Here is a 22,356-nt window from a genome sequence, read left to right on the forward strand (position 1 = left end):
AGTTGTATCAACACCTACTTCGTTTAAAAGGCTCATTAATGTATCACCGACTTCATCAGAGCCAACACAACCAACAAAACCCGCAGGTATTCCTAACTTGACCAACGCACAAGCAACATTGGCCGGCGCCCCCCCTGGATATGGAGTCCATGTCTCAACATCTTCTAGCCTTCGCCCTAATTGGTCAGCTAAAAGGTCAAATAAAACTTCGCCTAGGCACAAAACACGGGGATTGCTCATCTGCACTCAATTTTGTCTTTAAAGACGGATATACCCATCTATAAAATTTACAACTAATAAATCTACAACAATTTTCGCCCCAATGTTGGTATTGTTCACACAATTCAATACGAAGATTTTGGGAATCAAAGTCCCCAAAATCTATATCCTATGATAGATGAATTATGTTTTATATTTTAAAATCTAGTAATTTTCAGTAAAAAAATGAAAATTAAAGTATTAGTAATTACTAAGTAATATAAAGCTGTGTAACGGCTAACTAGTTAATTAAAGAATTCTTCATTATCGTATTACCGCTAACAGTTGAAACACCGACCAGTCAAAGAATCTTCTAGAATGAGATAGAGCGATTGAGTACATATACTAGGAGGATTTCTTAAAACATGGCTAGTGGCGAGTCACAGACACCTGTAAGTCTTTCAGATAGAGAACTGCAAATTATCGACTTAGTGGCCGCTGGCTTAACTAACAACGATATTGCAACCAAACTGGAAATAAGCAAGCGCACGGTTGATAACCATATCAGCAACATCCTTACCAAAACGCAAACCGATAACCGAGTTGCGCTTGTGCGTTGGGCAATGCGTTGGGGTAAAGTATGCATAAACGATGTAAATTGTTGCCCTTTGCCAAAACAAGCTGATTGAATGTTCAGATGATTTCTACACTTTTCAACTGAAGCTACGGAAGGTTAATTGCTGTTCGTTCTCCTCACGTCGCAGCATGTGTGTAAACCATTCTAGGCTTCAATCAACTACTCTTACTGCCTTTGCACATGATTTTTGGCAAACAGGTGTTGCATTCTCAGGCTATCTCCACAATTTGCATTTGTAGTTAGTTCAAGCCACTCGGATACGCGCGCTCAAGCATCTACTACCGACGGGTAGCTTTTTGCAGACCACCTCTCGGTAGCAGTCACCCATTCAAAGGGTAGTCATATTTCGTTTAAAAAGACCGAAGTCAAAAGCTTCGGTCTAATTTATCTGGACATCCATCTGGGCATCTATCTGGGCGCCTTGTTAAAACTAAATAAAAATTAGCATTAATTTTATTGATACAAGCGTTAAATTAAAAAAAATACCGTGTCGGCTCAATTAATTTTAAGAGGGCTGTGTTTCAATGAATACCTCTATTTCTTCTCAGGGTAGCTTAAACCCCTTTGATTTGATCAATTTTGATTTTATTACTCCTAGGTCTAATCAAGACAAGGAGTTGCTTGAGCTATTACATTTTGTGCCTGGGTTGAAAGAAATTCTGATGTTGCGACAGGTTCATGCGCTCGAACATGCTACCGTCTGGCTTTTGAGTCAACCGCGCGCTTCTCGTCCTTCGTTCGCAGTAAGTCACTTTCAAGCTGATAACGAGTCGCTTGGAGGACTATCAACTGAGCAAGGCTTTTTTCTTTACGGGGATGTTAATATCAGCAACTTACGTCGTGCAGTCACTAATGGTCTTCAACGTTTAAAAGACGGTGAGTGGAATTTGGCTGTTCACCCCCGTTGTGGTACTAATGCATCAACTGAAATATTATTAACGGCAGGGTTAGCAGTGGGAATGCATCTAATTATGCCGCGCGGAATAATTGAACAGTTACTAGGGTTGGGTATAGCAGCAACAACGGCCTCCGAGTTGGCACCAAATATAGGCGCCTTGGCACAGCGTTATCTAACAACTGCCGTACCATTTAATCTCAGTATCGAAAACATTACTAAAACTAGAGATATGTGGGGACGCGAAGCTCATTTTGTGAAAGTACAATGGCAAGATTAGTTAAAACATATCGCCTTGTGCTGCTTTTCAGCATAATATTTATTGTGCCGTTTGGTTATTTTGTGCGCTTTTCCCAAGGGTTTGGCTTGGAATGGCTGTACGATTTTTTGGGAAGCGTTGCTTATGAGATATTTTGGATTTTACTAGTTGCTTTTATATATCCGAAAGCTTCCCCTATGTGGACTGCTATCGGTGTTTGTGTTGCTACTTGCGGTATCGAGTTTTTGCAGCTCTGGAAACCACCTTTTTTACAAGCCGCGCGCGCGACGTTTGTAGGTAGACTTGTGTTGGGGAATACTTTTCTATGGTCTGATTTTATTTCTTATTTTGTTGGTAGTTTTGCTGGGTGGTTTTGGATGCGTTGGGCTGCTAAAGTAAGTAAGTTCCGTTGACTTAGGATAAGAAAATCTAAAATCTAAAATCCAAAATGAGAAAGCTTTACTTTTTATTACCTGGTACTGATGGGAAGTTTATTTGTGGTGGTTTGTTTGCGGAGCTAAAGACCCTTAGTATTGCCCAAACTTTTTGTGATGCGGAAGTTGTTACTTATCGCCAACGCGAAAATAATAAGTTTTTTTTGGATGATGTCATTAAGCAGCACAATCTTGATGATGTTATTTTTGTAATGAGTTGGGGTTTTGATATCGCTTCACTGGCACCCAAGCTCAAGTCTTATAATGTTATATATCATGCCCACAGTGCAGGTTATGGTTTTAAGCTGCCTCCTAGTATTCCAATTATTACCGTTAGCCGCAATACAATGGGATATTGGGGACAGTTATCCCCCAATTCTTTGATTTATTATTTACCGAATCAAATTAGTGATGAGTTTACAAATTTAAATATAAATCGTGATATAGATGTACTTGTGCAATCGCGTAAGTCTTCCCAGTACTTAATGCGGCATTTGGCGCCAGCATTACAAAAACAGTGTAATGTATTTATCGTAGAATCTTTTGTGAAAGATTTGCCAAGTTTATTTAACCGAACAAGAGTATACTTGTATGATTCTGCTGAATACTGGGCATTACAAAAGGTTAGTGAAGGTTTTGGATTACAACCACTCGAAGCTATGGCATGTGGATGTCATGTTTTTTCGAGTCTTAATAGCGGACTTTCTGATTTTCTCGACCCAGGATTTAATTGCTATAAAATAGCGGGATATTCTAAGGAGTACGATATACAGCGTATCCTCAAAGTGGTCGCTAACTCTCAACCTTTTAATTTATCAGAAAATTTTTTAGCCCAATACCGCCTAGAAAATATTACAAACCGTTTTCAAGTCATTTTAGATGAAATAAATCAATTCTTCGACCATAAACAGCACCACCCTTCAAATATCCCAGATTATAGTAATTTCCGTCTCGGTAAGCTTAAAATTGAACAAACATTACGTAGGGTGCGTGGCGCTATTAAGAATCTAAAATGATAACGACTAATCTTGTGGCGCCACGCACCGGACGAGCGCTTGTATGTTACCTGATACGTTGGTGCGTGGCGCTACAGGCTTATAATCAAATACTCTATTTGTTTATGGCACCACGCACCGTGCTGCTATGTACACATTTTAATGTATTGTAGCTACCATAGAAAAGTGTTGATACGCTCCACTCACCGCCTTTGCTCGCTTTATAAAGATGCTGCAATCCGAACAAGTGTTACAAAACCGTTACCAGTTACAACACTTACTGGGAAATAACGGTGTCCGTCAAACTTGGTTAGCCAAAGATTTACAAGCTCAAGATGCTGATGAAGATTCGCTGGTTGTAGTTAAATTACTAGCCTTTGGAGGTGCCATCCAATGGGATGATTTAAAGTTGTTTGAACGCGAAGCGCAAATACTCAAGCAACTCGACCATCCTAGAATTCCTAAATATATTGATTATTTTTGTGTTGATGACCGAAATTTATGGTTTGGTTTAGTTGAAAAACGTATACCTGGAGAGTCTTTAAAGGAAAAACTACAAGGTTGTCACCGTTTTAGCGAAAAGCAAGTACATAAAATTGCCGTCGAAGTTTTAAAAATATTAATCTACCTACACGAGTTAAACCCTGTCGTGCTTCATCGCGATGTTAAACCGAGTAATTTGATATGGGGTGAAGATAATCATATATATTTAGTTGATTTCGGCGCCGTTCAAGATAAAGCAGCCAAAGAAGGTGTTACTTTTACCGTTGTTGGTACATATGGCTATGCTCCAATGGAACAATTTGGAGGTAAAGCTGTTCCCGCATCAGATTTATACGCGCTAGGTGCTACTTTGATTCATCTACTAACGGGTCTTCCACCTTCAGAACTACCACAGCGCTCGCTACGTATCCAATTTAGTAACTTAGTTAATTTGAGTCCTCATTTTGTAGATTGGTTACAAAAATTAACTGAACCTGCACCTGAAGACCGTTTTGTCACTGCTGCCGAAGCGTTGCAAGTTCTCGAAGCTGGCGCCAGGTTGAAATTAGTAAAGCCACAACCAATACACGAAAATAACTCTGGGTGGGGTATTACTAGTAAAGCACCTGTTCCAGAAGAGATTTTAGGATGGAATTGGGGCGCCTTCTTCATGCCTTGGTTATGGTTATGGACAAATAACGTCTGGGTGGGTTTGCTATGCTTTTTCCCATCGATTGGTATTTTAATGACTTTTGTTCTTGGCGCCAAAGGTAACGAATGGGCATGGAAAAGTAGACATTGGCGCAGCATTGAACAGTTTAACAAGCATCAACGCGGATGGACAATTGCAGGACTTCTGATTGGGGCGCCTATTAGTATCGGAATGTGGTGTCTTGCAATATCCACACTTATAAGGATGTTTTAGTATATTTTAGTATATTTTTAAATTTGATAATTCTCTATGTAATAACATGCTCCAAGCAGAACAAGTATTACAAAATCGTTACAAACTACAACGCAACTTAATATAATTGTAACTATACCCAAAAGTTTTCAGGGTATGGGAGCATAACCGAGTATTGTAATGTCTATTATGACCAGACCCAAAAGTTGCCAGGGTCTGGAAGCATAAGTTTTAACTTTAGTATTTGAAACCCTTATTACTACGTTGGTTATTTGCTAACAATTCCTAATAAGTAAGTATAATTTGTCCACAACCGCAAAATGGAAGCATCTAGCTGTCCGCAAGTTGTTGAATTTTATACTCTCTGACCCTTATAAAAACGTCGTTAACAAAAGTACTATTTTTGTAGTTTCCTGCTCCGCCAAGGTTTGAGAGTTTGAACCATAATTTGTCAGAAACGCGATTGGAAGCATATGGTGTCATTTTATGCCAAGTTATCGTTCTAGTCACATCTATAACCAGACCCAAAACTTGCCAGGGTCTGGAAGTATAAGCTAGGATTTAAGTGTCTCTTACCCTTATTGCTACGTTGTTAATTTGCGAAGAGTTCCTATTAAGGAAGCATAATTTGTCCATTTACCTAAAATGGAAGCATAAAGCTATACGTGAGTGACAAAAATTTGCATCCTTTAAACCTAATAAAAACGTTGAGTCAACACTAGTTATAGTTTATACATCCTTGCTCCGCCTGAGTTTTGGGCTTTGAAGCATAATTTGTCCGATATGCGATTGGAAGTATATCCTGTCTTTTCCTGCCAAGTTATCGTCATAGTAACAATGTCTGAAACCCTTATTGTTGCGTTACAAGATTGTCAATAAGTTCTAAAATCGCAAGGATAACTTGTCCTTTGACTCAAATCTAATTTATTAGTAAAACTTAAGCTCGTGACATCCAAAGGGGGTCACGGCATCATAAAAATTAAATAAAAAGACAAAACTTGTATCAATACTCAGTAATTATAAGCGCGTCAATCTTGTAAATGTATCTCGGCTCAATACCATACTGGCACGTCTTTATAATTCTGGAATTTTTGATCAAAGTCTTGAAGTTAAGTCAAGCACTAATGCCAATTTGTTCTGAACAGCTTATTAAACCTTGGTTTGAAGGAATTTAGTTTTCACGTAAGTATAGATTAAACCGAAATACTACGTCGTTTTCTGTATTCAAAATCACCTTTGTGGGTACTGCCGAGTGCAGAACAACTGAGCCAGTATATCAATAGTGTGAATTGATGAAGTACACGTAGATAAGATTTAACCTGAAAGTAGGAAGAAACATATGGATTTATACAACCCACCAGCAGAAATTGATGATTTTTCGCGAAGACCTGCGCTTGCCGACCAAATGAAGCAAGGCTGGCATCAAGTAGTTACAAATTTTATCATCTCGACAAAAAATCCTGCGGGAAGACCAAGTGAACTGTTTTTTGACTTGCTTGCTGATACAAGTGGGATTGTTGCAACGCCACCAGTAGGTATTCCCTGGAATGGATTCCCGTTATTTCTGTCACGATGGTTTGCTTCCAAACCACCATCCGATGCTGAACGTCTCGCAAACCATTATGCAGAAGTTCTAGTTCGTCAGCCAGTTTTTGGCTTTTACAAGAAAAATGACGAAGGAGATTTCAAGCCGCTTTCAATTCCGTATCGTTGCCAAGACGAATACTGCGAGTGGCATGTGGTTCGGGAAAATGGCAAGATTACCCGTATTGATTTTACGGTGGAACCTCCGGAGTATTGGGAATTTATTGCAAAACAAGATTTTTCGCTTTTGGTCGAATTGTATCGGGAGCTACTTCATAATCCTGATATTGCAGAATCCGAGCTTCAATGGCAACATGACGTATACGAGCAAGACGAAAATAATCAGTTTCAATTAAAGTATAAAGCTGGAGACTACAATCCTTGGAATGTCTGGAATACGGAAAAAGGTGCAGTCCATTTGACCCACTGGGCAAATACGCTGGGTGCAGAAGTACAACTTGCATCTGACTCCACCCTTGGCTATCCTGTGCAAGCTGAGACAAATGGAAAAGTAGACTCGCAGAAATTGATGTGCTGCGCGGCATACGGTGGTGTCAATCGCTCCAGCGACCCAACGATTGGAGCAGGCGTGTTTGACCTAGCTTCTCAGGGACTTTCGGTTGCTTTAGCCAACCCAATAGGATTGTATATGCTGCCGTTTGAGCTTTCGGGCTTGCTCGACCCAGATGATAATTTTGTAGGTGATACTTGTCTTAAGTTTGTGCGTAAGAGCGTCGATGGTACAAAAATTTTGCGTGCCAAAATAGCTCCTCCACAAGGTGCCAGCTATACTCTTGACCAATGCACTTTGGACGGCAGCCCTTTAGAATACGGCGGTCAAATTGCTCGTCAAATTACAATGGCACTGTTTGGTGTTGCGAAGAAAATTCCAGAAAAGACCGCTACAAAAATTAACAGTTGTCAATCCTTTTGCTGTACTTATCCAACAAATTCTGAATTCTTTGGAACTTTTAGACAGAAGCCGGATTTGACGTGTGATAAGCTCACAACAGAAGATTGGGCACGACGTTTGCGAGACGTACCAACAGAAGAGGCAGCAATGTTTGCAGCATCTGTATCAGAGTTTGCTAACAGTGAAACAGACTACTTTATACCTTCTGGTCGTAAGCTAGTTTCAAGGTAAAGTGCAGTTAAGTACATAAATACGCTTGTTTACTTATGTCTATTGATGAACCGATACTCGCGGTTGATAAAATTCAGGGCAATATCCTCCGTGGATTCCGCACGAAATATCTGCACCTTGCAGGATATAAGATTGTTGATCCAGTTGCTTCTTCTCCTTGGATTGCTGCACTTGCAAACCGCTTGACGACACTGGCGCAAGTACATAAGTTTCGATTATCGCGCTCGCGGGGTGAGATATCTGTTGCGGATACCGTTTTACTCAATGCTGCACTTTCCTATAAAGGCATTCAAGTTCTAGGAGTTGATGTTACAGGTGTCACGGACGGATTTTTTAGTAAACCGATGGGAAAACAGGCAGCTAGTCTTGGCGATCGCGTTGCTGACTATGTAATTGGTCAAACTTGGGACGATACACCTGACATCCTATTTATAATCGGTAGCGATGACCAGAAAGCTCTGAATAAAGCACACGTAGACCTGCGGCAAGAAGCCTCTTCGACTGGGCTGCAACATATCTATAGTGAAGAAGGAGCGGAACTTCCTGGAGGAATTGAACACTTTGGATACCGCGATGGTATTTCTCAACCTGGAGTAAGAGGGCTTTTATCTGCGGCGCCTGACGATTTTCTAACCCTGCGCCAAATTGAACCGACAGATTCTCGTGCCTTGCGCTTTGCCAAGCCAGGAAAACCTCTTGTTTGGACAGGTCAATTTGTATTTGGTTATCCTACGCATTTACCCAACTCGCCATTAACTCCTGGTGAAATCTCAAATGGCGGAGCGTCATGGATGACGAACGGCTCATTTTTAGTATTTCGTCGCCTGCGTCAAGACGTTCAAGCGTTTCGGGATTTCCTGACAGAAAAATCCCAGGAACTCTCTGCTACCACAGGTCGTACTTATACACCACGCCAGCTAGGAGCCTCGATTGTGGGACGCTGGGAAGATGGTACACCAGTTACGATTAACCCAGAAACTAACGACTCGACTGTTGCCGATAATGATTTTTTGGTGAATAATTTTGCGTTTCGAGGTGGAACAAATGACATAAAAGTTATAGATAGTATGGGAGCAACGCAATTGATTACAGGCAGTCAAGAAGATAATGATGGATTGCGCTGTCCGTTATTTGCCCATATCAGAAAGGTCAATCCGCGAGACCAACCTACCGACCAAAATAGCAACCCAGACGGAACGCTGACTTTCCAGATGCTACGTCGAGGAATTCCCTATGGTTCTCCCTTTGTAGAGGGTGATAATGAAAAAACGGATCGTGGGTTGTTATTTCTTGCTTACCAGACTTCTTTCAATCGTCAGTTCCGCATTTTGAATAACCTTTGGATGAATAATCCCTCAGCACCTGAACGGGTGAATGTCGGTCATGATATGCTTGTCGGTCAAAATCGCTTGGGAAGTCGGTTTTGCACTTTTCGGAATGCAGAAGGGTCGGAGACTCGATTGGAGACTTTAGCTCGCTGGGTAATCCCGACTGGTGGTGCTTTTCTATTCTCACCGTCGATTTCTTTTTTCCAGAGTCTCTAATTATTCAAATTATGTATCTGGCAACTAAGAACCTCTATAATAGCGGTTCTTAGTTGCGCGAATTACGGCACTTCATCTGTATTGTTAGGTACTTAGGGTTTGCTGAAAAAGAAAGAAAAGCTGACACTCTCAGATCAGACCAAAGAAATATATTTAGGTGTAAGAAAAGATTTTACGAATAACTGGATGTTCAAGGTGTAGTGTGAGTTTGGTAACTAGTTACCCTAAAAATATCAGGTATTTCAAGAGAAATAATTCCATTGCTTATATTTAGATGCTTCTATTTAGAAATGCATAAATAGATATAACAGTGTGTTGTAAGAAAAAGAGATGAAGTAAAAATGGAGGTTAATCATGTTTACGAGTACAGTTGCGAAATCAAAGTTCAAACTAGCAAAACAAATCGTTGAGTCGGTAGCCCAAAATAAATTGGAGGCAACGGAGGCACTACTGTATCAACTTGCGTTTGAATCAAAAGAACTTCCCAAAAAGTGGCTTTTAGATACTGCAAAAGCTTTGGCAACAGGAGATTGGGATATACTGTCTGACAGTTTTGTTGCTCAAAAATTCGTGGGACAAGATGGCTACTTCTTAATTATTGCTCCTTATACGGTTCGTCGAGAGGTGATTAAATCCACCAAATTAACCGCTATCTTCGGTCGCGTAATTTCTATTGTTTCTCCCTCCATTGAAAAGCTAGAATATATTATCTGTGAGCGTATTGGCTCATTGCGTCAGTCGATTCCCTTGGTTGTTCCTTATGAACGAATCGCGGCTTGTGGTAATGTTGGCTCTGAACAGGGAGAAGCTTTTGTTGTTGCAAATAATTGGGATTTTGCTAATAGTTTTAAGGGTCCGGCATTGAACGATATGACAGAACAACAAAGGCGATTTCTTGACTCTGGTAAAGAATGTCTTAGCCGCATTTGGGAGCCTGACAGTGCCGAATTGCTCCTAACTGCTCTAGAGAATGAAATAATCGGCACGCGCAACCGCCATTTGGAATATCAATTTCATGATGCAGGGCACGCAACTGGCTTAGGAATTGACCGTAAGGTGCAAGAAAACTTGTTTCTTACCTATTGGTATGCTTCTGTTGAAGAATGGCGAGCCGATGGTGTGGAATTTGATTTGGCTTGTAGAACGCTTTCTACAGAAGAAGCTGGTCAAGTCGTGGCGGTGAACTTGTGCGTTCGTCTTGCATTAGATGCTCATCGACGTGGTGGGATGGATAAAGATGGCGATGTTTGTGCCAGTCTACTTACCTTTGACCGTCTTTTCGAGAGTGGAGAAATCGATGTAAAAAATGGTCGTCTCTGCCTGCGCGATGTCAGCTATAAAGGATTGCTGAGTGCTGTAGAACCACATCGTTTTGAAGCAGTGCGCCTTACTCAGCAAGAGTTGAAGTTGGATTATCCTACAGGAATATTCAGACTTTATGGGTCAGTTAAATACAACCAAATGACAGAAAAACTTTTTAAGTGGCTAGTTGTAGAACGCTGTCAAGAGGTGTATCCAGCGCTACGTTAAATAGTTGCCCAATAACAGGAGAGCGTATCCGCTTTTTTTAGTGGGTAATTTATTGTATACCTGGGCAATGTAATAAAAATTTGAGGCGCATATGAATTACAAACTCAAGATTGACTCCCGCGTCACTGTCCAATTTCCTCAATACGCTGCCAAAGTTATTTATGCTGAAGGTTTAGAAAATAAAGCGAGCAACGAGAACTATATTAGTTTACTGCGAGCGGCTGAAAGCGAACAGAGAGAAGCCTTTGGGAGTGAAAAACCTTCCTCCCATCCGCACATTGCAGCATGGGCACTGGCATATAAAAGCTTCGGTGCTAAACCTAGCAAATATCCTTGTTCTGTAGAGGCTTTGCTCAAAAGAATTCTTAAAGGACAAGATTTACCAAGCATTAATCCTGCTGTTGACCTCTACAATGCTGTGAGCATTCGTCATATTCTACCTGTGGGCGGTGAGGATTGGGATTACCTCACCAGCGACTTAGTTTTAACCTTAGCAACTGGTGTAGAGCCTTTTATTACCTTTGAAAATGGTGAGGAAGTAGTTACATATCCCGAACCTGGGGAAGTAATTTGGGCAGATAGCAGTGGGGTAACTTGTCGCCGCTGGAACTGGCGCCAATGCCGACGGACTCAAGTCACAAAAGACACTCGCAATGCCTATTTTGTATTGGACTGTTTGCCTCCCTATTCAATGCAGCAGTTAACGGTAGCAGGAGAAGAACTTATAGAAAATTTGAAGAAATACTCTCCTGATTGTACCGTAAATTACGAAATTCTTAACGCTGACAACCTTGGCTGATTGCTTGTGCTGCCAAATTACGCGCGCACTGCAAAGCCTGAAAATATTACTCAATTACATTACTGAATGGAGATTTGAATATGCTCAGAATTATTTACGTCAATGTTTTAGGTGGCGCCCCCTTTGAATATGTTTTGACAAAGTTGAAAAATTTTGGTCAGGTATTTGTAGTCCAACCGGAAATTATCAATGATGTTGAAAAAGCACAATTGCTATCTCTAGTCGATGATGTTTGTTTTTTGTATGAAATGGATACCATCACAGACCTAAGTGCTTTTTTGGTACAATACGCCAAGAAAATTGATGCCGATGCAGTATTAACATTTGATGAATTCTACTTGTATGAAGTCACTAAAGCTAATTTAATTCTTGGATTGAGAGGCGCTGGCAGCAATGTTTTAAAATCTATTAACAAACTGCAAATGTATAAAGTGCTACAACAGCATGATTTGCTACAAAGAAAACACTTTGCTTTTTCTGATATTTCCGACTTAAAATCTTCTAAAATAGCTCCTCCATTTGTCGTCAAACCATCTAGTGCTGCTGGTTCTCTAGGAGTGTTTGTAGTTTCCCAAAATACAAAACAAGGAGAATTTTATAATAATTTACAAATGGCAAAAGAATCTGTTATTAGTGTAGTTGAAAAAATGCCTTTCAAAGAATATTTGAAAGACCAAAATTTTATTCAAGAAGGGCTTTTGTGTGGTGATACAGAACCTTGGTTTGGAAAAGACACTATTTACGCAGATTATATCAGCGTCGAAGGAGTAATTATTAACTCTAAATATTACCCTATCGCTATTACCCAAAACTACCCGATGTTGCATCCTTTTATTGAAACAGTAAGTTTAACGCCTTCAACAATTCCTCTCGATTTGCAACTAAGAATAGTCAATTGCATAGCTAGTGGTTTAGAAGCTTTTGGTTTGGAATATTGTGGAGTTCACACAGAAATAAAACTTTTGAAAAATCATCAAATAGCAATTATCGAAACAGCCGCTAGATTTGCTGGATGGAGTATTATTCCCCAAATTGAAGCTGTTTTTAATATAGACCCAATAGGTGAATTTGTCCAAAGTCTTGTTAATCCATTTTATAAATGGGAGAAAAGCTTTACGGACATTTATGAAAGCAGAAGAGGTGGTGCAGCCACAATTAATTTGATTCCCGCTCATGAAGATGGGCAGCCTTGGTCTGAGAAAATTCAGTATAAAACATACCCATCTTTTGAAAGCATTATTCACAAAGAATCACAATGTAAGTTTGCCAACTATGTTGACATTGGAGATTTTATTGAGCCTTTTTCTCCTTACGATGGTTCTTGGAATAGTTTTGGACAAGTGTTTTTAAAGTCTCCTAATGTAGATATACTAAATGCCGATATCCAAAAAATTCGTCGTTCTTTAAAACAGTTAATTCAATAACTGTTCGGAATCTAGCTTAACTTGATATAAAATAGCCATCCTATCAATAAATAACCTTGCACGGATAGGGGGCTATTTTAATGGAAATTTTTGTAATTGAAACTTGTAGAGTGAATTATGTTTGACAGAATCATTAATTGTTTCCCTGGTCTGGGTAAACTCGACCAAAATGAAAAATCAATTATTATTAGCCAGTCTATTTCTACTGTTGGCGACCTTATGGCTTTACCAGCCTTTCTCAATCTGGCGTTATTAAGGGGAGAAGAAGTAGTTAGCTTATTTTTACTTTTTAATTTCTTGCCTAGAATCGCTCAACCTTTCATTGGCACAATTGTTGATAGAGTTAATCCAAAAAAACTAATACTTATTGCAGAATTAGCTCGCACAATTATTTTTTTATTACTATTTTTATACCCGAAAAATTATCCTACTTTTTTTTGGCTACTATTACCGTTTTTAAGTTCGATTTTTTCCTGTATATTCGAGCCATCGCGATTGAAAATAATGAGTCAGTTTGACAAAAGTTTTGCTGAGACAAACTCTGCTTTTTACTTTTTTTATTCTGCGACTGGTATCATCTCTGTTGGCATTTCTCTCATCATTGAAAAGTATACAGATACTCAATTAGTTTTTTTAATCAATGCGCTGACATTTATAGCTTCATTTTTGATGTTGACTAGCGTTAAATATAACTACCAGAAATCTACATCCAAGCAAAGATTTTCTTTCTCAGAGTTTTTAAGGGGATTCTCTTACTTCAAAAAGTATAAAACTTTATTTTTTTGTACTAGTTTTATTGTCTTAGTCGATTTTTTTACAGGAGCTTTATATGAGACTTTTCCTGAAAAAAGTGTAGCTATAGGGTTTGAAAGTTATGGTACATACATATTTTCTTTCATTATTTCTGTTGGCAACACAATTGGGTCACTACTAATTCCAATAGTTTATAAAAGATTACGTATTTTGCCGATATTTTCTTTCATTATCAGCATTATCTTAAACCTTTTCTTCTTAACTAACAGCTATCTTCTCAGTTTCATATCTTGCTTTGTATTTTTTATCTTGCAAATGATTGCTATTGGTGTTTCAGAAATAGCAATTCAGGAAAAGACCCCATATAGAATTCAAGGAAGGTTATTTGCTATTAATGAGAGTTTGCCAGTTACTGCACTTTCTCTAGGAAGTGTTTTATCTGGACTAGCAAATGTTTATATTTTGTGTTTCGTAGCTATTCTAGCATTTGCAGCTTACATCTTTATATTTACACGCAAGCGGCTGTATACTGCTAATTGAAGAATTGCGTAGGGCAAATCCATTCGGTCAAACTCTACAGAAAGTAGAGGTTTTATCATAATAATACTGGAACTCATAAGTCACCTTGACAAGGCTAGTTTAAGTGCTGAAGAATGTATGTGGATATCGCAAGAAATCAAAGATTGGTTACGCAAAAATGTGTAAACTTTATCCCCCCAACCCCCTTATTCAGGCTACGGTGTACACATAAATCTCCTTTACCCTGAAGGGTTGGGCTTTGTCCGTGTAGTCCCACCCTTATAGGGTGAGAGGATTATAAATTCGGGATTTTTTTTGAGATGTGTGTACACCGTAGCTTATTAAGGGGCGCTAGGGGGATTTATCTATACAATTAAGATTGAGTAGCTACTCCAACAGGACACGAAACATTTGTTCCACCTAACCCGCAGTATCCACCAGGGTTCTTCGCTAAATACTGCTGGTGATAATCTTCAGCATAGTAATATTCCGGCGCCTCAAGGATTTCGGTTGTAATCTCACCGTAACCAGCTGATTTTAAAGCTTGCTGGTAAGCATCACGTGATTCTTCGGCTAATTTTTTCTGTTCGGGAGAATATACATAAATTCCAGAACGGTACTGAGTACCAGCGTCATTACCTTGACGCATCCCTTGGGTTGGGTTGTGACTTTCCCAAAATGTTTTGAGTAACTCACTGTAACTTATTACTTTTGGATCGTATACAACGAATACGACTTCGTTATGACCTGTCATTCCTGAACACACTTCTTTATATGTGGGGTTCGGAGTATACCCTGCTGCATATCCAACAGATGTACTATACACTCCGTTTAACTGCCAAAATTTACGCTCGGCGCCCCAAAAACAACCCATACCGAACATAGCAGTTTCCATTCCTTGAGGAAATGGGGGTTTGAGAGGATTTCCATTTACAAAGTGAGTAGCTGGCACAGGCATCTGCTGAGTTCTTCCTGGTAAAGCTTCCTCTGGCTTAGGCATGGCGCTTTTTTTACCAAATCCAAAAATCATGTTTTACTCCCTCTCGTCAAAATATATGCTTATTTCTTTGCTTTACTTAATATTTTGACACATATACTAAATTTGACAGGTGTGATCTCGCCCGTTAAAACCATCGGTTTCCACCCATCTAGAAATCGTATATCATTTTATACTTGTATGCCTTGAATTTTAATAGAAATTAAGCTAAGTTTAATACATGTGGGAATCAAGCTATTTTAGATTAAGCAGACGCTTTTAGAATAATATTTCCTAGTCGATGAATTCCATTTCTACATAGTTATGGAATTATGCGCTACGTAGGGTGCGTAACGCCATAACAATATTTCAACGAAGCGAATAATTTTGTAGCGTTACGCACCATAAATATTTATAATTTGTGTAGTTCATTTGTTTGGTAAAATCAATAGAACAATAAAAACGAAGTATATAGGGAACGTGCAAGCGCGATAAATTTTATTAAAAAGTGATTTTTAACCATATTTAGTACTTAAAACCAAGGTCTTTAAAGCTCGTTGTTTAGGAAACCTTAAAATTAAACTTTTGGTCACATTATGATGTAGTTCTTGGCGCAGCACCTCCTTAAGTCAAGGGATCAATCAACTTGGTGCGTGACGCTACAGGTCTGAGCGCTACGTTGAAGTTTGTTTGTAGCCTTACACACCCTACGTTCAAAAATCTGATAAAATACAGTATAAAATAAACTATTAATAAATGAGTAAGGTAGTTGTATTTACTATTGGCAACGGTAACTTTGAGGAAGGTTTCCCCGTTACCCTACGAATACGAGAAGAAAATGGGAATGTTCATAAAGAGGAAGTTGGAGAGTTGCCAGCGGCGCCGGATATTCCACTGCTGTATCAAGAGTTCCGTAAAAATTATACCAATTTAGATGCAGTCAGAGTTATCACTCGCTTAGAGCAAAGAGGTTTTGACGTTGACCCTAACCAAACAACCAACGTATCAACTCCAGACGAATGTCGGGAAGCAGGTAAAGCACTCGAAGCTAGATTAGTAAAATGGTTTGAACATCCATCAATGGGACAACTACGTGTATACGTAGAAGAAGAAGTAGGTAAAGAAGAGTCCGCACGGATTATTTTTCAAACAAGTAACGAAATACTAAAGAAACTGCCTTGGCACTTATGGAGACTGTTTCAAAACCGTAAAGGAGCTTGGTTATCACTCGGCGCCAAATATAACTCACCAGCGAAGCCACTGCAATCACCAGTTAAGATTTTAACAGTTTTAGGTAACGACGATAAAATAAACGTCAACAAAGACGGAAAAATCATAAGTAGTTTACCAGGTTCCAAAGTAGAATTACTCAAACAACCGAGTAGAAGGGAGTTGTGCGAAAGATTACGCAATAGTTACTGTGATATCTTATGCTTTGCGGGGCACAGCGCAACTTCGAGTCAAGGTAACGATGGAATTATTCAACTTAATAATATAGATAGTCCAGCGCTGAAAGATTTAAAAAATGCCTTTATCACAGCTATCGAGAATGGTTTAAAGCTCGCAATATTTAACTCGTGTGATGGGTTGGGACTAGCAAACAAACTTACTGAACTAAATATTCGGCAAGTTATCGTCATGCGTGAACCTGTACCAGATGAAGTTGCACAGCAATTTTTACAAGACTTACTACTTTTGTTTTCACAGGGAGAAAAGTTTCACATAGCTGTACGCAAAGCACAAGAAAAGTTAGAAGATATCGAATACTTGTACCCTTATGCTTCTTGGCTACCTATTATTTGTCAAAACCCTGCAGAAAAATCCTTACACTGGCGCCAGCCGACTCATGTAAAAATAAAACGAGCCATCAAAAAACTTTGGCGTGTACATAAAGTTGCAGCACTTGCGAGTTTGATATTAATAGGCGCCATAGCAGCTATTCTAGTCAAACAAATATTTTTACCACCACCAACACAACCAATACAAAATATAACATCCACTCCTTTACCAACCAATACAATAGCACCAGAAAGTACTAATAGTCTTGACAAGCTCTTCAGTCGTGGAGAAAAAATACTGTTGAAAACTAACTCGAATAAAGACGCAGGCAAACTTGCTTTTCAACAAAGTAACTGGAACAAAGCTATTAACGACTTTAGTAGCTCATTAAAGCAGACTCCCAACGACCCCGAAAGTCTAATTTATTTAAACAATGCTATTGCAGCAAAGACAGGACAAAATAATATTCATATTGCCGTCAGTGTTCCCATTACTAAAAACTCAAACGTTGCAGAAGAGATTTTACGTGGTGTTGCCCACGCTCAAAGCAAAGTAAACTGTGGTAGCGTTGACAAGATTATAGAAATCATCAATAGTAACCAAACACCAACTTGTACGGGCAGTATTAATAACAGGCAATTACAAGTAGAAATAGTAGACGACGGAAACGACCATCCAACAACAATACAAGTCGCGCGTAAACTAGTAAACGATAATAACCAGCAAGATATTATTGCAGTAATTGGTCACTATAGAAGTGAACTAACCAAAGCTGCTGTAAACCAAGGGTATATGAATAATATGCTTGTTGTTTCTCCTACAAGTACCTCTACCGAATTAAGTAGCTTGCCTTATCCAGTTCTTCGCACAGTACCAAGTGACAGTAATGCTATAGCAAACTTGAATAAATATATACTTTCAAAAATCCCATTAAAATCAATTAGACCAGTAATTGCATACGATAGAGGTGAATCTTACTGTGAGTCAATAAAAGACAAGTTTTTAAAAGTCATTAATCAACCAAATATACCATCATATGACTTGAAAACAGATGGTGCGGAACAAATTATTAGAGAAGCGCAAAAAATCAACGCTAACGTTTTATTATTAGTTCCTTCTGGTACTGAAGATGTTTTGGATAAAGCGTTAGAAGTAGTCAAAGAAGCTTCTAACACTCCCAATAATCAAATGATACTATTAGGTGCCAGTGTTTTATATAGTCCTGCGACAATAAGTAAAGATAATGGTTTAAGAGCCGAACAAACTAAACTAATAACAGCAGTACCTTGGCAAAGAAGTGAATCAACAGCCAACTCATCTAACTTCGAGAAAGAATCTGATAAAATTTGGGGTGGTGCCAAAATCAACTGGGTTACAGTAATGTCCTACGATGCAGTACAAGTTATTACTAAAGGTCTAAGCACAATTACCACCAACCCAACTCGTTTACAACTTAAAGACAATATACTTAACAACATTGAAAAGTTTACTACTGTTGGCGCCACAGCAACAATTGAATTTGATACCCAAGAAGAAAAAGGAAGTAGAAAACCCATCAGTACAGGCAACCGCGTAGGAGTACTAGTAAAAGTCCAATGCCAAAACTCCACCTGTAACTTCATCGAAGAAAATTTGTAGGTTGGGTCTCAGAACGGAACCCAACATCATCGTTTACATGTAATTTTATTTCTAATTTTTAATAATCATTAAGTGTTTTTACTTTAAACAAACTTTATGAGTAAAAATCAACATTGTTTGATATACTCTTACAAATAATATAACCATACTGTGAAACTATTTAACATGAAGTTATGAGTAAAGTTGTTGTATTTGATATCCGTGACGGTAATTTTGAGCAAGGATTTTCAGTAACGGTGCGAATACGCAAGGAAGATGGAAATGATTATAGAGTGGAAGAAGGGAGTTTTCCAGCGGCGCCAAATATTCCTCACTTGTATAAAAACTTTCAGGAAATATACAAAAGTTTAGGGGAAAGAGGAATTGAATGTGAAGCAAATCAAATAACGAACGTTTCCACAATTAGGGAATTTCACGAAGCTGCTGATGCACTTAAAGTTAGTTTAAGTAATTGGTTTGAGCATCACAATATACGAGAATTACGTTTATATGTAGAGGAAGAAGTTACGAAAGAAGAGTCTGCGCGAATTATATTTTTAACTAATAACCAAATTCTTAAAAAGTTACCTTGGCATTTGTGGCAATTGTTTCAAAAGCGTGAGAAAGCTTGGTTTTCGTTAGGTGCCAAATATAATGATGTTTGTCAACCTCTTAAATGTCCTGTTAGTATTCTAGTAATCTTAGGTAGCGATAAAGATATAAATCTCACACCAGATGAAAAAATATTAATTAATATACCTGGTGCTAGAGTCAAAGCATTAAAACAGCCAACAAGAGAAGAACTATGCAGTCAATTATATAACAACTCGTGGGACGTATTATGCTTTGCAGGACATAGTATTACTTCGAGTGATGGAAATGATGGAGTTATCCAAATTAATGATATGGATAGTCCATCCTTACAAAATCTTAGAAGTGCCTTTAAAAAAGCTATAAAAAAAGGATTAAAACTAGCAATTTTCAATTCTTGTGATGGTTTAGGACTTGCAAGCAAACTTACAGAGTTAGGAATACCACAAGTTATTGTCATGCGTGAACCTGTACCGGATAAGGTAGCGCAAAAATTCCTAAAAGAATTTCTAAGTTTATTTTCTCAGGGAGAAAAGTTTCATCTGGCAATGCGGCAAGCACAAGAAAGATTGGAAGAAATTGAACATCTGTACCCCTATGCATCTTGGCTACCTGTTATTTGCCAAAACCCTTCAGAAAAATCTCTAACCTGGCGCCAGCCAATAACTGTCAGAATAGAACGTACTATCCGAAAACTTTGGCGCCGGAACAAGGATGTAGTTGTTGCTAGTTGTGTGGTAGCAGGTTTAATAATAGGATTGACATTACATTATGTGTACTCACCCCCATTAATAAATGAAGTATTTAGTCAAGGAGAAAGATTACTATTGAACCAGAGCCAATGGAATATTGCGAATAAACAAAAAGGAGTAGATGCATTTAGTCAAGGACTTTGGGATGATGCGATTAATTACTTTTCACAATATCGTCTTATAGCAAAAGAAAACCAAAATGACCCAGAAGCCTTAGTTTATCTAAATAACGCTATTGCAATGAAGAAAGGTAATCCTGCAAAAATTGCTGTAGCTGTCTCAGTTCTAGGAACTCCCGGTTACGATGCAGAAATTTTGCGTGGCGTAGCTCATGCACAAAGTGAATTTAATTGCGGTAGTGTTGATAATATAATTAATGTAATTCAGACAAAAAATATTCAAAATTGTACTAATATTAAAGCTCAACCATTACTAGTAGAAATTGCTAACGATAGCGGACAAAATGATATTGCTATAAAAGTAGCTCATCATATCGTATATGACTCAAGTCAAAATAAAATTTTAGCTGTTATTGGTCATAATACAAGTAGATTAACAATTAAAACTGTTGAAAATGAATATAAGGAAAATATTCTTGTAATAACTCCTACAGGTAATTCGACAAATTTTGATAACAATTTCGGTTATAAAGTACTTCGGACTGTTGTAAATAATACCTATGAAGTAAATGATTTTTATGATTATCTTAAAAAGAAATTTAATGGAAAAAATATTAATGTTATTTTTGCGTATCAACAAGGAGAAGAATTTAGTGAATCTTTAAAACAAGAGTTTATAAAAAATAGAAATAGCATTAGTAATTTGATGGATATCAACCCTGTGAATCTTGAGGACTATAATGCCGAGAATAAAATTTTGGATTTAGCTAAAGACCAAAAGGCAAATGTAATAGTATTAGCTCCTTCTGCTGATGAGAAAAGTTTAAGGACTGCTTTGGAAGTAATTAAACAGGTTTCTAATAGCAAAGCTTATGAGAATGTAATTATATTGGGCGCCAGTACTTTATACAAACCTGAAACAAGAAGCACTGAGTTTGGTAAAGCTTCAGAGAAAAGCAAGCTGACTGTTTCTACCCCTTGGCATAGAAGTAATTCGCCTTTTGAGACTCAGGCTAACAAAATTTGGGGTACTAGTCAAATTAATTGGACTACCGCTATGTCATATGACGCAACTAAGGTAATAATTCAAGGTTTGAAGAATATACAAGGTAAACCCAATCGTGAAATATTAAAAAATACTTTGCTTAATAATAAAACTTTTTCTACGTCAGGCGCCACTACAAACGTACAATTTGAGCTAGGAGGTGGTCGTAAGCGTAGTAGTGGTTTAGGTGTATTGGTAAAAGTTAAATGTAAGGGAGAGGAATGTAATTTTCAGGATTTGGATAGTTGATGATGGTTTAATTGTGGAGTGGCAATGTTTGAAATGAGTTATGGGACGGGCAAGGATGCCCGTTCCACAAGATAATATCAAAAACAGTAGTTGTTTTATTTAGGCACAGAAATGTTCTGTGATACTGATTTCATCTAAAGATACTCGAACGCTGAATTTGTCTCCTGGGTCGGCATTAAATCTAAACTGAATGTAATTATCTTGCCCGCGCGCACTTACTTCGAGCAGTGTTTTACCTGTTTCATCAAGACCAGTTAATTTGAGGTTTTGCGGCAAGTATGCTTGATTACCCATTGGATAAACGCGCAGGAGAATACCCCTTTTACCGTCAAGTTTTGGTAAAATTGCTACCATCAATGCTACTGGATGACCTGAAAGTCGCATTCCTAAATCTGCTATTCTTCTAGTTGCAGCAGCTGGATGGTCTGGCTTGATTTTCCATAACAGTTCTATTGCTTTCCAACGAGTTTCATCGTCTTGAGTTGATTGAATAAGCTGACTTAGTGCTGCTATCGGTTCTAATTCAATTGGATAGGTTTTTTGCTCTAGGCTGCCGAAGCGCTGGTTCGCATATAAAGTACTAATAAACTGTTTAAGGTTACTAGTATCGTTAAGGTTAAGTTGATCAGAAATATTACCACGATTTCTAAAAGCGAAACTATATGTTTGAGTACTAAATATTTCTTCTACTGTTTGCCAGCTATTTATAAAAATATTATCTAACCATTGTCCTAAATCTACAAACTGCTGTTTAACTACTTTTCCTTGTGTTTTTAATTGACTCAAGTATTCGGGTAACTCATCAAACGCGCGTAGTTGGTTTAAAGGTATACTTTCTTGAGCTTCTGGCAATTGTGGCACAAAACCTATTAGCGTTGCTTCTTTTAAATCTTGCGTTAATTGTACTGCAATATAACCAACAACATTCTCATCCCTTGCTTCACAGGGTACTTCTAATTTGTCGGCGCCTGGTAGTACAGGACGACATTCAAATTTACCTATACCTCTAACGTTCAAATCAGCAATATCTAAAAACTTTTGGACAATTGATTTGCGATTATCACTCCCTTCCCAATTAGTCGGAAAACCCAGACATTGAAGATAATGCTCAACTGCATAAATTGCT

At 38.3% G+C, this 22,356-nt stretch carries 16 protein-coding genes; 13 read left to right on the forward strand and 3 right to left on the reverse strand.

Annotated elements, in window-relative coordinates:
* A partial coding sequence (locus tag AC2JBO_RS28515) for a PfkB family carbohydrate kinase (RefSeq protein ID WP_496957001.1) occupies positions 1 to 240 on the reverse strand: 240 nt, incomplete at its 3' end.
* Between the two features lie 383 nt (positions 241 to 623).
* Here AC2JBO_RS28515 and pedR point away from each other — a divergent pair.
* The 11 genes from pedR to AC2JBO_RS28570 all read left to right on the forward strand — a co-directional run bounded on the left by pedR (position 624) and on the right by AC2JBO_RS28570 (position 14,123).
* Entirely contained in the window at positions 624 to 887 is a 264-nt protein-coding gene (gene pedR, locus AC2JBO_RS28520; RefSeq protein ID WP_496957002.1) for a photosynthetic electron transport-dependent transcriptional regulator PedR, read from the forward strand.
* A gap of 472 nt (positions 888 to 1,359) precedes the next feature.
* On the forward strand, positions 1,360 to 2,010 hold the full coding sequence (locus tag AC2JBO_RS28525) for a DUF6391 domain-containing protein (protein ID WP_496957003.1): 651 nt from the start codon (positions 1,360 to 1,362) through the stop codon (positions 2,008 to 2,010).
* Positions 1,998 to 2,402 carry a ribosomal maturation YjgA family protein gene (locus AC2JBO_RS28530; RefSeq protein WP_496957004.1) on the forward strand — a complete coding sequence of 135 codons (405 nt, stop codon included), beginning with the start codon at positions 1,998 to 2,000 and terminating at the stop codon, positions 2,400 to 2,402. Before AC2JBO_RS28525 ends, AC2JBO_RS28530 begins: the two co-directional genes overlap by 13 nt.
* 35 nt (positions 2,403 to 2,437) lie before the next feature.
* A complete protein-coding gene (locus AC2JBO_RS28535; RefSeq protein ID WP_496957005.1) occupies positions 2,438 to 3,439 on the forward strand; it encodes a glycosyltransferase in 1,002 nt (333 codons plus the stop codon).
* A gap of 208 nt (positions 3,440 to 3,647) precedes the next feature.
* Positions 3,648 to 4,826: a serine/threonine protein kinase gene (locus AC2JBO_RS28540; RefSeq protein WP_496957006.1), complete on the forward strand. Its 1,179-nt coding sequence runs from the start codon at positions 3,648 to 3,650 to the stop codon at positions 4,824 to 4,826.
* 1,318 nt (positions 4,827 to 6,144) lie between these two features.
* Entirely contained in the window at positions 6,145 to 7,533 is a 1,389-nt protein-coding gene (locus AC2JBO_RS28545) for a DUF8225 domain-containing protein (protein WP_496957007.1), read from the forward strand.
* Positions 7,534 to 7,568: 35 nt separating this feature from the next.
* Positions 7,569 to 9,077: a Dyp-type peroxidase gene (locus AC2JBO_RS28550; protein WP_496957008.1), complete on the forward strand. Its 1,509-nt coding sequence runs from the start codon at positions 7,569 to 7,571 to the stop codon at positions 9,075 to 9,077.
* Between the two features lie 354 nt (positions 9,078 to 9,431).
* Positions 9,432 to 10,607: a DUF6014 family protein gene (locus AC2JBO_RS28555; protein WP_496957009.1), complete on the forward strand. Its 1,176-nt coding sequence runs from the start codon at positions 9,432 to 9,434 to the stop codon at positions 10,605 to 10,607.
* A gap of 91 nt (positions 10,608 to 10,698) precedes the next feature.
* Positions 10,699 to 11,406 carry a B3/B4 domain-containing protein gene (locus tag AC2JBO_RS28560; RefSeq protein WP_496957010.1) on the forward strand — a complete coding sequence of 236 codons (708 nt, stop codon included), beginning with the start codon at positions 10,699 to 10,701 and terminating at the stop codon, positions 11,404 to 11,406.
* An 80-nt stretch (positions 11,407 to 11,486) separates the two neighbouring features.
* Positions 11,487 to 12,830, forward strand: coding sequence for an ATP-grasp domain-containing protein (locus AC2JBO_RS28565; RefSeq protein ID WP_496957011.1), 1,344 nt, complete (start codon positions 11,487 to 11,489; stop codon positions 12,828 to 12,830).
* A 117-nt stretch (positions 12,831 to 12,947) separates the two neighbouring features.
* Positions 12,948 to 14,123, forward strand: a complete 1,176-nt coding sequence (locus AC2JBO_RS28570) for an MFS transporter (RefSeq protein ID WP_496957012.1) — start codon at positions 12,948 to 12,950, stop codon at positions 14,121 to 14,123.
* Between the two features lie 352 nt (positions 14,124 to 14,475).
* On the opposite strand, the gene msrA is transcribed toward AC2JBO_RS28570, so the two are convergent.
* Positions 14,476 to 15,132: a peptide-methionine (S)-S-oxide reductase MsrA gene (msrA, locus tag AC2JBO_RS28575; protein ID WP_496957013.1), complete on the reverse strand. Its 657-nt coding sequence runs from the start codon at positions 15,130 to 15,132 to the stop codon at positions 14,476 to 14,478.
* Between the two features lie 702 nt (positions 15,133 to 15,834).
* Here msrA and AC2JBO_RS28580 point away from each other — a divergent pair.
* Positions 15,835 to 18,495: an ABC transporter substrate-binding protein gene (locus AC2JBO_RS28580; RefSeq protein WP_496957014.1), complete on the forward strand. Its 2,661-nt coding sequence runs from the start codon at positions 15,835 to 15,837 to the stop codon at positions 18,493 to 18,495.
* Between the two features lie 173 nt (positions 18,496 to 18,668).
* The gene (locus AC2JBO_RS28585; RefSeq protein ID WP_496957015.1) at positions 18,669 to 21,230 is read left to right on the forward strand and encodes an ABC transporter substrate-binding protein; all 2,562 of its coding nucleotides are present in this window, start codon (positions 18,669 to 18,671) and stop codon (positions 21,228 to 21,230) included.
* Positions 21,231 to 21,329: 99 nt separating this feature from the next.
* Here AC2JBO_RS28585 and AC2JBO_RS28590 read toward each other — a convergent pair.
* Positions 21,330 to 22,356: DUF1822 family protein (locus tag AC2JBO_RS28590; RefSeq protein WP_496957016.1), on the reverse strand; the 1,027-nt coding region annotated here is incomplete at its 5' end.

Source organism: Calothrix sp. CBUCES-K 9914, from assembly GCF_059640475.1.